Annotated in this window: 17 protein-coding genes; 9 read left to right on the top strand and 8 right to left on the bottom strand. The window is 70.3% G+C overall.

Annotation, left to right across the window (positions count from 1 at the left end):
* Window positions 1-177 precede the first annotated feature (177 nt).
* Together ABEB07_RS18365 and ABEB07_RS39225 are read left to right on the top strand one after the other, a co-directional pair.
* Window positions 178-762 carry a DinB family protein gene (locus ABEB07_RS18365; protein ID WP_345669322.1) on the top strand — a complete coding sequence of 195 codons (585 nt, stop codon included), beginning with the start codon at window positions 178-180 and terminating at the stop codon, window positions 760-762.
* A 33-nt stretch (window positions 763-795) separates the two neighbouring features.
* Entirely contained in the window at window positions 796-1,191 is a 396-nt protein-coding gene (locus ABEB07_RS39225; protein WP_425589033.1) for a transposase, read from the top strand.
* 218 nt (window positions 1,192-1,409) lie between these two features.
* Here ABEB07_RS39225 and ABEB07_RS18360 read toward each other — a convergent pair whose 3' ends face one another.
* Together ABEB07_RS18360 and ABEB07_RS18355 are read right to left on the bottom strand one after the other, a co-directional pair.
* Window positions 1,410-2,258: an ABC transporter permease gene (locus ABEB07_RS18360; protein WP_345669321.1), complete on the bottom strand. Its 849-nt coding sequence runs from the start codon at window positions 2,256-2,258 to the stop codon at window positions 1,410-1,412.
* A complete protein-coding gene (locus ABEB07_RS18355; protein WP_345669320.1) occupies window positions 2,255-3,175 on the bottom strand; it encodes an ABC transporter ATP-binding protein in 921 nt (306 codons plus the stop codon). Before ABEB07_RS18355 ends, ABEB07_RS18360 begins: the two co-directional genes overlap by 4 nt.
* Before the next feature lie 133 nt (window positions 3,176-3,308).
* Here ABEB07_RS18355 and ABEB07_RS18350 point away from each other — a divergent pair, with 133 nt between their 5' ends.
* Both ABEB07_RS18350 and ABEB07_RS18345 read left to right on the top strand, forming a co-directional pair.
* Complete coding sequence (locus ABEB07_RS18350; protein WP_345669319.1) at window positions 3,309-4,481, top strand: sensor histidine kinase; 1,173 nt, start codon at window positions 3,309-3,311, stop codon at window positions 4,479-4,481.
* Entirely contained in the window at window positions 4,478-5,134 is a 657-nt protein-coding gene (locus tag ABEB07_RS18345) for a response regulator transcription factor (RefSeq protein ID WP_345669318.1), read from the top strand. Before ABEB07_RS18350 ends, ABEB07_RS18345 begins: the two co-directional genes overlap by 4 nt.
* A 169-nt stretch (window positions 5,135-5,303) precedes the next feature.
* Here the strand turns inward: ABEB07_RS18345 and ABEB07_RS18340 are convergent, their stop codons facing one another.
* From ABEB07_RS18340 to ABEB07_RS18320, 5 genes are all read right to left on the bottom strand, one after another.
* A complete protein-coding gene (locus ABEB07_RS18340) occupies window positions 5,304-6,167 on the bottom strand; it encodes a GNAT family N-acetyltransferase (protein WP_345669317.1) in 864 nt (287 codons plus the stop codon).
* Between the two features lie 52 nt (window positions 6,168-6,219).
* Window positions 6,220-6,732, bottom strand: a complete 513-nt coding sequence (locus tag ABEB07_RS18335) for a HEAT repeat domain-containing protein (RefSeq protein WP_345669316.1) — start codon at window positions 6,730-6,732, stop codon at window positions 6,220-6,222.
* A 350-nt stretch (window positions 6,733-7,082) separates the two neighbouring features.
* A complete protein-coding gene (locus ABEB07_RS18330) occupies window positions 7,083-7,517 on the bottom strand; it encodes a hypothetical protein (protein ID WP_345669315.1) in 435 nt (144 codons plus the stop codon).
* 49 nt (window positions 7,518-7,566) lie between these two features.
* Complete coding sequence (locus tag ABEB07_RS18325; protein WP_345669314.1) at window positions 7,567-7,971, bottom strand: hypothetical protein; 405 nt, start codon at window positions 7,969-7,971, stop codon at window positions 7,567-7,569.
* 91 nt (window positions 7,972-8,062) lie between these two features.
* Window positions 8,063-9,328, bottom strand: coding sequence for an MFS transporter (locus ABEB07_RS18320; protein WP_345669313.1), 1,266 nt, complete (start codon window positions 9,326-9,328; stop codon window positions 8,063-8,065).
* 88 nt (window positions 9,329-9,416) lie between these two features.
* Here ABEB07_RS18320 and ABEB07_RS18315 point away from each other — a divergent pair, with 88 nt between their 5' ends.
* On the top strand, window positions 9,417-9,890 hold the full coding sequence (locus ABEB07_RS18315; protein WP_345669312.1) for a winged helix-turn-helix transcriptional regulator: 474 nt from the start codon (window positions 9,417-9,419) through the stop codon (window positions 9,888-9,890).
* A 23-nt stretch (window positions 9,891-9,913) separates the two neighbouring features.
* On the opposite strand, the gene ABEB07_RS18310 is transcribed toward ABEB07_RS18315, so the two are convergent.
* Window positions 9,914-10,171 (bottom strand): hypothetical protein, encoded by a 258-nt coding sequence (locus tag ABEB07_RS18310; protein ID WP_425589032.1) that lies wholly within the window; start codon window positions 10,169-10,171, stop codon window positions 9,914-9,916.
* A 40-nt stretch (window positions 10,172-10,211) separates the two neighbouring features.
* Here ABEB07_RS18310 and ABEB07_RS18305 point away from each other — a divergent pair, with 40 nt between their 5' ends.
* The 4 genes from ABEB07_RS18305 to ABEB07_RS18290 all read left to right on the top strand — a co-directional run bounded on the left by ABEB07_RS18305 (window position 10,212) and on the right by ABEB07_RS18290 (window position 12,371).
* Entirely contained in the window at window positions 10,212-10,535 is a 324-nt protein-coding gene (locus ABEB07_RS18305) for a transposase (protein ID WP_345669311.1), read from the top strand.
* Window positions 10,532-11,038 (top strand): IS3 family transposase, encoded by a 507-nt coding sequence (locus tag ABEB07_RS18300; protein WP_345669310.1) that lies wholly within the window; start codon window positions 10,532-10,534, stop codon window positions 11,036-11,038. The genes ABEB07_RS18305 and ABEB07_RS18300 overlap by 4 nt, the downstream gene beginning before the upstream one ends.
* A 125-nt stretch (window positions 11,039-11,163) precedes the next feature.
* Entirely contained in the window at window positions 11,164-11,667 is a 504-nt protein-coding gene (locus ABEB07_RS18295) for a transposase family protein (RefSeq protein WP_345669309.1), read from the top strand.
* Window positions 11,604-12,371: an ISAs1 family transposase gene (locus ABEB07_RS18290; RefSeq protein ID WP_345669353.1), complete on the top strand. Its 768-nt coding sequence runs from the start codon at window positions 11,604-11,606 to the stop codon at window positions 12,369-12,371. The genes ABEB07_RS18295 and ABEB07_RS18290 overlap by 64 nt, the downstream gene beginning before the upstream one ends.
* Window positions 12,372-12,380: the final 9 nt, after the last annotated feature.

The following is a 12,380-nucleotide window of genomic DNA, read 5'->3' as shown; positions in this document are numbered from 1 at the left end:
CGAGAATGACAAAAGACCAGGTCATAAGGCATAAGAGGTTGTCTCACGTGGCAAGTTTCGCGAGATTCTTGGGGCAGGTCAGGGCGGCGGCCATGGCCGGGCCTCGGCTCTGCCAGTCGTTGCAGACCGCGTACGTGATCTTGAGAACTGGGGAGGCCCGTGGCAGGCTCGTGCCGCATGATCGATGCATTCGCGAAAGACAACCTGCACGGGAGACTGCGGCGGGACCGCGAGGCGCTGCTCTGGAAACTTGACGGCCTGTCCGAGTACGACGCCCGCCGGCCTCTGACGGCGACCGGGACCAACCTCCTCGGCCTCGTCAAGCACGTGGCCACGGTCGAAACCAGGTACTTCGGCGAGGTCTTCGGCCGTCCTTCACCGAAACCGCTGTGCCGGTGGCAGGACTCCGACGGCAGCGATCTGTGGGCCACCAAGGACGAAACCCGTGAGCAGATCATCGGGTTCTACCGGCGCACGTGGGAACACTCGGACGCGACGATCGAGGCGCTTGCCCTCGACGCCTCCGGCCGCGTGCCGTGGTGGCCTGAGCCCTATACCGACACGAACCTGTTCGCCGTCATGGTCCATGTCCTCGGCGAGACCGTCCGGCATGCCGGGCACGCCGACATTCTGCGCGAGGGTCTCGACGGCCGGACCGGGCTGCGCCCCGAACACGAGAAGCAGATCGGTGAGGAAGCCCGCGCGGCCTACTGCGCGAAGATCGAGCAGGCCGCCAGGTCGGCGGTACCAAGCGAGGCGTAGAGGTTGTCTCACGTGACGTGATGTTCGTGCGGCATGATGCCGGGCGTGGGTGCTGACCTGTCGAAGCGTCTGGTTCCTGATGAGCTCTGGGAGCTGGCTGCCCCGTTGTTGCCGTCGTTCGCTGCTCGTCCGCAGGGTGGTGGGGCCGCCCCGCGTGACGAGCGGGCCGTGTTCGCGGCAGTGGTGTACGTGCTGACCAGCGGCTGTGCTGTCGGCATCTGCCGCCGACGTTCGGCACGTCGCCCGCCACCGCGCATCGCCGCTTCACGGTATGGACCGAGGCTGGCCTGTGGCGTCGGCTGCACCGGGCTGTGCTGGACGAACTCGGGGCCCGGGGTGAGGTGGACTGGACCTCGGCGATCGTCGACGCGGCCTCCGTTCGTACCAAAAGGGGGGATCGTTGACCGGGCCGGTTCGAGCTGGACATGAACTTCCACCTTGCCCTCGCCGCCGCGGCGGCCACGGTGCCCGGTCCTCGTACGGCGTCCGACTCGCAGGACCCTCAACCGGCACCGTGTGGCACGACCTGGCCGGAAGCCTGAGCGCGGGGCGGAGCCGTCACACTCCCGCCCGGCACCCGGCGAGTACGGACCAAGAGCCTGCTGCAATGGCCCGGTGTACATCTTTGGCGGCCAATCCCTGCGGGCTCACGGATCGTGCCGGTGGACGGCGACCACAGCGACGACTGCTGCGGCGAGGGGCCAAACCGCGTATACGATCCACGACCCGCTGGTGGTCGCCGGGTAGGGGGCCGATTTGAAAGGGTCGCCCATCTGGACCAGTCGTTCCCAGGCGCTGCGGGGCAGTGCGTGAAGGATGGCGGATGACCAGCGGTGGCGGTCGTTGAGGAGGAACGGCAGCAGCAGAAGGATTCCGGTGAACGTCACGAGGGTGGTTGCGGTGTGCCGGATGAGGGTGCCGAGGCCCATGCCGACGAGCGCGCACACCGGAGCGAGCAGGGCGGACGCCGCGACGGCGCGGAGCGCGCCGGAGTAGCCGAGGGACAGGCCGATGCCCCGACCCGACAGGATGGCCTGTGTCACGCCGAACGAGGTTCCCGCGACGACAGTGCCGTAGACGAGCATGACTGTCGTCACGACGGCCATCTTGGCCGCGACGACCGATCGGCGGGCCGGTACTGCCGCGAAGGTCGTGCGGATCTGTCCGGTGCTGTACTCGCCGACGACCGTCAGGGCGCCGATGCTGCCGGTGGCGAGGATCAGGACCATGCAGGCGCCGACGGTGAAGGCGTCCCGCATGGCCCAGATCGGAACGAAGAGGGCCCGGATCCCTTCGTTGTAGGTCGGCCAGTTGTTGTAGTCCGCGACGGCCGCACTGATGTTGATGGCGATGATGATCAGCGCGCTGGCCCCGAACGCCCAGGAAATGGACCGCAGCGACCAGAGTTTGATCCACTCGGCGGCGAGGAGGTCCCGGAAGCGGGCGGCGCGCACGGCCGTCGAGACGGCCGTCTGCTGTGTGGTGGTCGAGGTCATCGGGATTCTCCTGCGAGGTATTCGACACTGTCGGCGGTGAGTTCCATGAACGCTTCCTCCAGCGAGGAGGTACGGGTGGTCAACTCAAGGAGCACGGTGCGGTGGTGGGAGGCGAGTTCCCCGATGCGGGCCGCGCTCAGGCCGGTCACGGTGAGCCACTCCTCTGCGCCCGAGGCGTCCGGCTGTACCGAAGCGCCCTCGGCTTCGAGCACAGCTGCCAGCGCGGTGGGGTCGGGTGTCCGCACGGTCACGCTCTGGCGGGTGCCGCGGGCCGCGAACTCCGTCACGCTCTCGTCGGCGACGAGCTTGCCCCGGCCGATGACGATCAGGTGCTCGGCGGTGTTCTGCATCTCGCTCATCAGGTGGCTGGAGACGAACACGGTGCGCCCCTCGGCGGCCAGTCGCCGGAACAGGCCGCGTACCCACCGCACGCCCTCCGGGTCCAGGCCGTTGACCGGCTCGTCGAACAACAGCACCGGAGGGTCGCCGAGCAGGGCCGTGGCGATGCCGAGCCGCTGCTTCATGCCCAGGGAGAAACCGCCGATGCGACGCCGGGCCGCAGGAGCCAGTCCTACCTCCTCAAGAACCTCGTCCACCCGCCGCCGCGGGATACCGTTGCTGCGGGCCAGGGCGGTCAGGTGGGCCGCTGCGCTGCGACCGCCGTGGACGTCATGGGCGTCGAGCAGGGCACCGACGTGACGCAGGCCGCGCGGGTGGTCCCGGAACAGGTGACCGTCGACGGTGGCGGTGCCGCTGGTGGGTTCGGTCAGGCCGAGGAGCATGCGCAGTGTGGTGCTCTTGCCGGCGCCGTTGGGACCTAGGAACCCGGTGACGTGCCCGGGGCGCACGGTGAACGTCAGGCCGTTGACGGCGGTGGTCCTGCCGTATCGCTTGGTCAGTTCGTTGACTTCGATCACCCGGCCAACGGTGCCGGGGAGAGCGTCCGTCCGGCATCGGCCCGTCGGCCGCACTCGCGGGAGGGCTGGTATCCCGTGGGCGTACGCCCACGGGCCAATGTTCCGCCGCTGATCAGGCGATTACGATCGCCCCATGTCCGCCAAGCCGCGTCCCCTGCTGTCCTGGCACCCGCGGCCGGCCGCGCGGGCGGCTCTGGCCTGGTGCGGGGCGATCGTCTACCCCTTCGCGCTGTTCCTCGCGGCACGCGGCACACCTTTCGACTCTCCCGGCTTGCCCTTCGTCTCGGCGGCCGCGGTCACGGTCCTGCCTCTCGCACTGCTGCGCCGCCGCCCGCTGCCGGCCCTGGCACTGATGCTCCTGGGTACGTACGTCACGGCGACGACCACCCCGTTCTGGCAGGTCGTGTATCTGCTGGTTCTGGCGAACGACCTCGCCGCCGGATGCATCGTGGCCACCCGGCCTCGCCGCATCGCGGTCACCGCTGCCGTCACGACGCTCGGCGTACAGGTCGCCTTCGCCGCACGCCTCGGGACCGGGACGGACGGCTTCGCCCGCACGGTCGTGGTCCTCGTCCTCGCGCTCGCCGCCGCCTGGATGACCGGCCATTCGATTCGCGAACGCCGAGAGCACGCCGCGGCACTGCGTTCACAGACCGCCGCCCAGGCCGCCGCTGCCGAACGCCTCCGGATCGCCCGTGAGCTGCACGACATGATCGCGCACAGCATCGGCGTCATCGCCATCCAGGCAGGCGTGGGCCGCAGGGTCATCGACACACAGCCGGACGAAGCCCGCAACGCGCTGGCCACCATCGAAGACACCAGCAGGGAAACCCTCGCCGGGCTGCGGCGCACCCTGGGCGCACTGCGCCGCACCGAACCGGGCCCCGGGGCGCAGGCCGCACCGCGCGAGCCTGCCCCGGGGCTGGCCGACCTCGACCGGCTGACCTCCTCGGCGAAGGACGCGGGCATCCATGTCGACATGCGATGGCTCGGAGAACGACGGCCCCTGCCCCCCGATATCGACCTGGCCGCCTTCCGGATCGTCCAGGAGGCCCTCACCAACGTCGTACGCCACGCGAACACCCCCGACTGCCGTGTCACCATCGGCTACCAAGGCGGTGAACTGACCCTAGAGGTCGCCGACGACGGCCGCGGCGGTCCCACCTCCGGTGCCGGATACGGCATCACCGGAATGAGGGAACGCGTCAATTTGCTACGCGGCCAGTTCACCGCCGGGCCGCGACCCGAGGGCGGCTTTCGCGTGGCAGCCCGGCTCCCCCTCTCCGAAGGAGTGCACATCTCATGACGGTCCGCGTCGTGCTCGCCGACGACCAACCACTGGTCCGCAACGGCCTGCGTGTCCTGATGGCCGACGCCCCCGACATCGACGTCGTGGGAGAGGCCGGAACCGGCGCCGAAGCGGTCCGTCTGGTCCGGGACACCGAGCCCGACGTGGCGGTGATGGACATCCGCATGCCAGGCATGGACGGCATCGAGGCCACCGGGCTGATCACGGCAGCCGCTGGAGCGACGCGCGTCCTTGTCCTCACCACGTTCGACGATGACGATTACATCTACGGCGCTCTCCGAGCGGGTGCGAGCGGATTCCTCGTCAAGGACATGGCACTGGACGACATCCTCGGGGCGATCCGCGTGGTCGCCGCCGGAGACGCCCTGATCGCCCCGAGCGTCACGCGCCGCCTGATCGCAGAGTTCGCCGCCCGCCCCGAACCAGCCCCGCACCCACGACCGGTCGGGAACATCACCCAGCGGGAACGCGAGGTACTGACCCTCGTCGGACGCGGCATGTCCAACAGCGAGATCGCCGCCCACCTCTACATCAGCGTGGCCACCGCAAAAGCACACGTAGCGCGACTACTCACCAAACTCGAAGCCCGCGACCGGGTCCAACTCGTCATCACCGCCTACGAGATCGGCCTCGTAACGCCACCTCGCTGAACACCAAGCACCTCAGTTGCCGTAACCCGCCGACCGAAGCGACGTGGCCCGAACTCTCATCAACGGTCCTTTGCGCGAGCAAGATCAACAGCAGGCCACCGAAGCTTCGCCGGACCCGGATTCGTTCTCAGAACCCGCCTTCGCCCGCACTTTCGCGCTGAGTTCGCCCTCACGCGAAGTCGTAGCGGGCGAAGTCCGACACCGGGCGGTAGCCGATGCGCTGGTAGAGGCTGTTGCTGGTGGGGTTGGCGAGGTCGGTGAAGAGGAGGACCTCCGTCGCACCCGCCGCCGGCGCGGAACGGCTCACCTGCGCCGTGACGGCCCCGGCATATCCGCGTCCGCGCAGATGGGCGGGGGTGTAGACCCCCAGCACCCGGACCTGGCCGGCGACCTCAGGGGACAGCCCGGCCATGGCGGCGGGGGTGCCGTCCGGTGTCTGCCAGAGCAGCACGTCGCCCCGCCGGATCCGCCTGTCGGCCCAGTCCTCCGCGCGCTGGCCGGCCCGCTCACCTATGGCGGTGTGGAACTCCCCGAACCACCGGCCCAGCAGCTCGCGGTCGCTCCCGTCCGCCGTCCGCGCGTGTCCGGGCGTGGCCGGCCGGGGGGCGGTGAGTTCACCGAGGCGGTAGAGCCGCATCCGCCGGGCGAGGACGGCGCCGGTGCCGGTACGGCGCTGCCAGGCCACGGCGAACGCGGCGGCGGTGTCACGGTCGGCGTTGACGCCGGGCAGCTCGTGCCCCGCCCCGGCCAGCCGGTCGGCGAGGTCGTCGGCGTCCCGTGCGGTGAGGGCGGTGAGTGTCAGCGGGTGCGGCGGGGTACGGATGAAGACGGCCCGCGCGCCGGGCCCGCCGCCCTCGCGCAGGACGCCGAACTCAGGTGGCCGGTCGCCGTAGAGGCCGGCGCCGGCGGTGCGCAGGTTCTCCGTCACGGTCAGGGGGACGGTGTGCTGCACGGGCCGCGAGTGCAGGAACTGCCTTGCCCGCGCGAGGAAGTCGTCGAGATCCGCGGTGAGGTACCAGCCGTCGGAAGCCATGCCCCATGATCCCGCCCGCCGCGCACGGTCGTCCGGCTGCAAGGCGCGGGCGCTATTCGGCGTCGGAACGCTCCCTGCGGTCCCATTTCCATGTCCAGAACGCGTGGAGACGGTGGTCGTGCTCGAAGCCGGGCAGGGAGAGCGGGCCTACCCGTTCGATCGCCTCCCCAGTGCGCGGGTCGTCCCGCAGAAGGAGACCATAGGCGGCGTTGAGCCGCGTCCCGAGGTCGTCTTCGTCGAGCAGGGCGAGGAGGGCGTCGGCGACCGCCGCTGTACGGGCCGTGCTGTGCGCGACGGCCTCCGCGGTACAGGCCCGCACATCGGCCACCGGATCCCGGAGCAGCCCGACGATGATGTCCGTGAACTCGGAGCTGCCGTCGTGAGCCGCGGTCAGCGCCCCGCCAGCTTCGGCACGTACCCCCCAGTCCTCGTCCCTGGCAAGCACTAGCAGGGCGGCCCGGGCCGCCGCGCTGAGGGAAGGGCGAGGGGTGTTCCAGCTGAGCAGCAGGCCGGGGACCCGGGCTCGGACGCGCGGGTTCGGGTGACCGGCGTGCCGCAGCCCCACTGCCTCAGATTCCCGGTGCGGCGTCTCACTCTGCGGACACCCGGGCCGGGCGCCACGCCCGAAGGCTGTTCGAAGCCGTGCACGCCTCGACCCACACAGGCCGGAGTCACAGCTCCGTTGCCCGGGAACTCGGCCTGGACCGCCGCACCGTCCGCAAGTACGCCCGAGCCCGTACCTGGCAGGAAGTGATGCGCCGCCTGCCCCGCAAGCCCTCCACCTTGGACCCCTACCTCGCCGACCTGCAACAACGCTGGGGCGAGGAACAGCACAGCGCCAAGATCCTGCACGAGGAACTCGAGACCAAGGGCCATCTCGGCCACTACCAGCGAGTGAAAATGGCCGTCGCGCCTCTACGACGAGGTCTGCCGATGGACACGCCCCACGAGCGACCGCCCTCCCCACGAGAAGCCGCCCGCTGGATCACCACCCATCCGCCCCGCCGAAGTCCACACATCAACGACCGCCTGCCCCGGCTCCTCGACCACTGCCCTGAGCTCACGCACACTCACGACCTGGTCCGTCGATTCGCCGACATGCTCGACAACCGCGACGCCGCACCCCTCCCGGACTGGCTCGACGAGCTTACGAACAGCGGACTGGCCCCTCTCAAGGGCCTCGCCGGAGCCCTGCGCGAAGACCGGCATGCCGTAACCCAGGGCATCACCACCCTCTACGACTCTGGGGTCAATGAAGGCCGCATTACCGATGCCAAGCTGCAAAGACGCCTCATGGCCGGCCGGGCCGGGGTCCCACTCCTCCGCCACCACGTCGTCCTGATCGCCCACCTCCGCCGACGCTACGCGGACCGGCCCACCGTGTCACCGTGTCACCGTGTCACCGTGTCACCGTGTCACCGTGATGATCTCCGGCTACGAAAATCTTGCCAGAGCCACGTTCACGTGTACGCCGACACCTGGTGGTGAGGGCGATCTCGTCGGCGTGACCGCCGACGTACTCGGCCGCCTCGGCGCACACGGTCCGCCACAGCTTGTCCTCTTCGCGGGCGAACATGTTGTCGTCGAGGAAGCTGTGCGGGAACGTGATGGCGTCACGGATGGGCGTCGGGTTGGAGGCGAGGTAGAAGTTGGACAGGTGCACGAGGTCGGGTGACAGGAGGAACTGCGCCCACACGGACTCGCAATCGCCTGGGTCGTAGGGCTGGGGTGCGGCATCCGCCGTGACGCGCGGGCGACTCGCGAAGTCGGAGTCGACGAGGTGTGCCGGGTTCGTCAAGGACACGATCACTCCTTGGGAAGGCGGTGGACCTGCATCGATGTGGGCGCGGACCACGGCCCGGGCCTGCCGTCGTAGGGCAGGGACCGGGGCGCCCTCAGAAGACCTCGGAGCGGTCCGACACCGGGCCGGCCCGCTCAGCGTCGTCGCTCCGCCGTTCCTCGACGCGGTGCGCGTCCGTGGTTCCGGCGCCGTCCCGCGGGGCGCCGACGCGCCGGCAGGCGTCGGTCGCCCAGACGATCAGCGCGCAGGTCGCGAACGCTACCCCGAGGAGGCTGGAGGCGCCCCAGCCGTGGGAGGAGAAGACGGAGGTGGTGGCGGCCGCGCCGAGGGCGGAGCCGAGGGAGTAGAAGACCATGTAGCCGCCGATGACGCTGCTGGTGCACTCCGGGTGTGCGGTAGTGAGCATGTGCTGGTTACTCACGTGCACGACCTGGACCGCGAAGTCCAGCGCCACGATGCCGACGGCGAGCAGCCACAACGACCAGGACAACTGCGCGGTGGCGGCCCAGGAGACGATGAGCAGCGCCAGCGCGAGGCCGCTGGCCTTGACCGCCCGTCCCGCGTCCGCCCACCGTCCGGCGCGTGCCGCGCCGAGCGCGCCGGCCAGTCCGGCGATGCCGAACAGTCCGATCTGGCTCTCGCTCAGGTGCCAGGGCACATCCGCGAGCGGCAGGGACAGGCCACTCCACAGGGTGCCGAACGAGGCGAACAGGAAGAACGCGATGAGGCCGCGCGTCAGGAAAAACCGCTCCCTGAAGAGGCCGCCGAGCGAGACGAGGGCCTGCCGGTAGCCGGCGGGCCGGCGGGTGTCGCCCTCGGGTGGCAGGGCGCGCCAGACGAGGGCCGCAAGGGCGAGAGCGAGCACGCCGAGCACGATGTACATGCTGCGCCAGCCCCACGCCTGCGCGAGCACGCCGGTGACGAACCTCGCGCCCAGGATGCCCACCACCACGCCGGAGGTCACGACACCGATGGTGCGTCCGCGCTCGGCGGGCGGTGAGACCGTCGCGGCGTAGGCCACCGTGGTCTGGACGACGACGGCGAACATGCCGGCGAGGGCGAGCCCCGCGAAGGCCGTCCAGGCGACCGAGGCCGCTGCCGTCACGAACAGGCCGGCCGCGGTGACGGTCATGTGCACCGCGATCAGCCGGCGCCTGTTGGTGACCACGTCGCCGAGCGGCACGAGCAGTACCAGACCGACCAGGTAGCCGAACTGGCCAGTGGAGACGATCCACCCGGCGTACTCCGCCGACACCCCGAGGCTGTCCCCCATCAGCGGCAGCACCGTTTGCGCAGAGTAGATGCTCGCCACCGCGACACCGCACACGGTCGCGAGGAGTAACCGGCGCCAGACGTCCATCGCACTCCCCATCGAAATAAGTAGCAAAGTGAAACTGTTTCGACCGTAGGGCATGATGGTCTCAATCCGCAACTCATCGGGAGGTGTCATGCCGAGCACTTCCACCGGCCTGCCGAACGCCGTCTGGACCGATCCCGACTGCCCGGTGGCCCGCACGCTCGACCTGGTCGGCGACCGGTGGAGCCTCCTGGTCGTGCGGGACGCGATGGACGGGGCGCGGTCCTTCACCGAGTTCCAGCGACGGACCGGCATCGCGCGCAACATCCTCACCGACCGCCTGCGCAAGCTCACCGACCACGGCATCCTGACCCAGCGGACCGCGCCCTCGGGCCGCCGCCGGCAGTACGTGCTCACCGACGCGGGCCGCGCCCTCTTCCCCGTCCTGCTCACCCTCCGCCAGTGGGGGGAGCACCACGCCTTCGCGCCCGGCGAACCGCACTCCACCCTGGTCGACCAGCACGGCGCACGCGTGCCGGAACTGAAGCCGACCGGCGCCGACGGCGTCCCGCTGGACGCCGACGCCATCCACGTGCGGAAGACCGGCGGTCCGCCGCCCGGATGAGGCGGCGGCCGCCCGCGGGACGCTCAGGACACGCGCACCGACGCGGCGTGCCTGGCCCGTTCACGCGCGGCCCCCGCGGGCCAGACGACGTCCACGGCGATTCCGCGGGCACGGGCGTAGGCGATCATGTGGGCCGTGGCGTCATGGCCGCTGGACGGTGAGCCGTCCCAGACGGCCAACAGCCAGCTGCACCCGGCGACCAGCCGTTCGTCCGCGCTCACACAGGTGTCCCGGCCCAGCGGGTCGAACGGCAGCTGAGGTGACCCCGGCGGTGTGGACACACTGACAATGGATCTTGCAGATCCGAGGAAGGGTGTCCTGGTGGGACGGAAGTCTCCGTACCCGGAGGAGTTCAGGAACGATGCCGTCGCGCTGTACCTCTCGGCGGGCGGGAAGCGCACGTATGCAGCGGTCGCGGCGGACGTCGGAGCGACCAGCGAGACGCTGCGGAGCTGGGTGCGCCAGGCCGACGAACACGCCGGCCGCGATCACGGTCGCGGCGAGCAGAGCGTGGAGGGCCGGGAGGAGGAACTGGCCCGGCTGCGGGCGGAGAACGGCCGACTGCGCAAGGCCGAGAAGGAGTGGGAGCTCGAGCGGGAGATCCTGCGCCGGGCGGCGGCCTATTTCGCCAAGGAGATGAAGTGAAGACCCGCCGCTGGGACTTTGTCTCCGCCCATGCCGAGACCTTCGGCGTCCAGCGGATATGCCGGGTCCTTCGGGTCTCGCGCTCGGGCTACTACCGCGGTGGCTCGCCGGGGCGAAGACACGCCAAGAGCGGCAGGGCCGCCGACGACGCCCTGCTCGTGGAGATCCGTGAGGTCCACACCGAGCACAAGGGAACCTACGGTGTCCGGCGCGTCCATGCCCAACTGCGCGGCTTCGGACGCACCGTCAACCGCAAGCGCATCGAGCGGCTGATGCGACAGCACGGCATCGAGGGACGGCACCTGCGGCGCCGCAAACGCACCACCGTCCCAGGCCGGCTCGCACCGCCCGCCGCGGACCTCGTCCAACGCCGGTTCACCGCCGCCCGGCTGGACGAGAAGTGGTGCCACGACATCACATACGTGCAGGTCGGCGGGACATGGTCGTATCTCGTCTGCGTCATCGACATCTGCTCACGCCAGGTGCTCCGACTGGGTCTTTGAGAAGTGCCGAGATGGGCGGTTCGCCTGCTGAGTGCCGGTTGTGGTGGCTTGTTGACTTCTGTCGACGTCCGCCCGGGACGCAGAACAGGCATGGCCGCTGGTGATCACGTGGGTGTCTAGTCCGTATGAGCACCGAGCGAGTCCATGCCTGCGCACCCATCTTCCCGCATGCCCTCATGCCCTCATGCCTTCGGCGGTTGGGGGGCGCCTCCGGCCCAGCCCCGCTGGAGGCAGCCGTTGACCTGCGAAGTTATCTGGCCACGGTGCCTGATCCACGGGCCCGTCGCGGCATCCGGTATCCGTGGACGGCCCTGCTCACCGCTGCGGCCGCCGCTGTTCTGGCTGGCGCCGTCTCGCTCACGGCGATCGGTGAGTGGGTCGCCGACGCGGCGCAGCGCGTCCTGGCCCGGCCCGGGTTCCGGCCCGACCCGCTGACGGGACTGGTCCGCCCGCCCCATGCCACGACCGTCCGCCTCGTCCTGGCCGCCGCCGACGGTGACGCCCTTGACCGCGCCATCGGACGCTTCCTCCGGGAACGCCAGGCCCCGGCACCGGACGGAAGGCCATCGCCACCGACGGCAAGACACTCCGCGGCTCCCGCACCGCCGGCCGGACGGCCACGGCCCTGATCGCCGCCATGACCCACAGCGGCCAGGTCCTCGCCCAGCGGCAGATCGACGGCAAGAGCAACGAGATCCCGGCCTTCGCCCCGCTCCTGAACGACATCGACCTGACCGGCGCCGTCATCACCGCCGACGCCCTGCACACCCAGCACGACCATGCCGCCTACCCGCACGAACGCGGGGCTCACCACCTGGCCGTCGTCAAGCGGAACCATCCCGGACTCCATGAGCGCCTCCGCCGCCCTCCCTGGCGCGACATCCGCCTGGACCACATCGAGCGCACCCGGGCCCACCACCGCGACGAGATCCGCCGTCAGAAGACCGCCGCCTCCGCCCACATCGACTACCCGCACGCCCGCCAGGCCCTCCAAGCCGTGCGCTGGAGACGCGACCTGGGCACGGGCAAACTAACGATCGAACGGATCCACCTGGTCACGAGCCTGCCGCCCGGCGCGGCCGGCGGCAGCGAACTCACGGCCCGGATCCGCGGCCACTGGCGCATCGAGAACCAGCTCCACCACGTCCGGGACCGCACCTTCCAGGAGGACGCTTCCAAGATCCGCACCCGCAACCTGCCCCGCGTCATGGCCGGCCTGCGCAACCTCGCCATCGGCATCCACCGCCAGGACGGCCACACCAACATCGCCGCCGCCCTCCGCCGCACCGGCCGTGACCACCAGCGGCCCCTCACCGCCCCCGGACTGACCTGACGAACCCGG

The organism is Streptomyces similanensis (assembly GCF_039543625.1).
GTDB classification, from domain to species: Bacteria; Actinomycetota; Actinomycetes; order Streptomycetales; family Streptomycetaceae; genus Streptomyces; species Streptomyces similanensis.
The sequence above is the reverse complement of the archived record's forward strand: the minus strand, read 5'-3'. Positions and strand labels throughout refer to the sequence as shown.

Excerpts from the sequence above, each read along its gene's own strand:
- ABEB07_RS18340 (WP_345669317.1), bottom strand. The coding sequence starts at position 6,167 with ATGGCTTCCGACGGCTGGTACCTCACCGCGGATCTCGACGACTTCCTC.
- ABEB07_RS39225 (WP_425589033.1), top strand. The coding sequence starts at position 796 with ATGATGCCGGGCGTGGGTGCTGACCTGTCGAAGCGTCTGGTTCCTGAT.
- ABEB07_RS18320 (WP_345669313.1), bottom strand. The coding sequence starts at position 9,328 with ATGGACGTCTGGCGCCGGTTACTCCTCGCGACCGTGTGCGGTGTCGCG.
- ABEB07_RS18365 (WP_345669322.1), top strand. The coding sequence starts at position 178 with ATGATCGATGCATTCGCGAAAGACAACCTGCACGGGAGACTGCGGCGG.
- ABEB07_RS18345 (WP_345669318.1), top strand. The coding sequence starts at position 4,478 with ATGACGGTCCGCGTCGTGCTCGCCGACGACCAACCACTGGTCCGCAAC.
- ABEB07_RS18295 (WP_345669309.1), top strand. The coding sequence starts at position 11,164 with ATGAGCACCGAGCGAGTCCATGCCTGCGCACCCATCTTCCCGCATGCC.
- ABEB07_RS18360 (WP_345669321.1), bottom strand. The coding sequence starts at position 2,258 with ATGACCTCGACCACCACACAGCAGACGGCCGTCTCGACGGCCGTGCGC.
- ABEB07_RS18350 (WP_345669319.1), top strand. The coding sequence starts at position 3,309 with ATGTCCGCCAAGCCGCGTCCCCTGCTGTCCTGGCACCCGCGGCCGGCC.
- ABEB07_RS18315 (WP_345669312.1), top strand. The coding sequence starts at position 9,417 with ATGCCGAGCACTTCCACCGGCCTGCCGAACGCCGTCTGGACCGATCCC.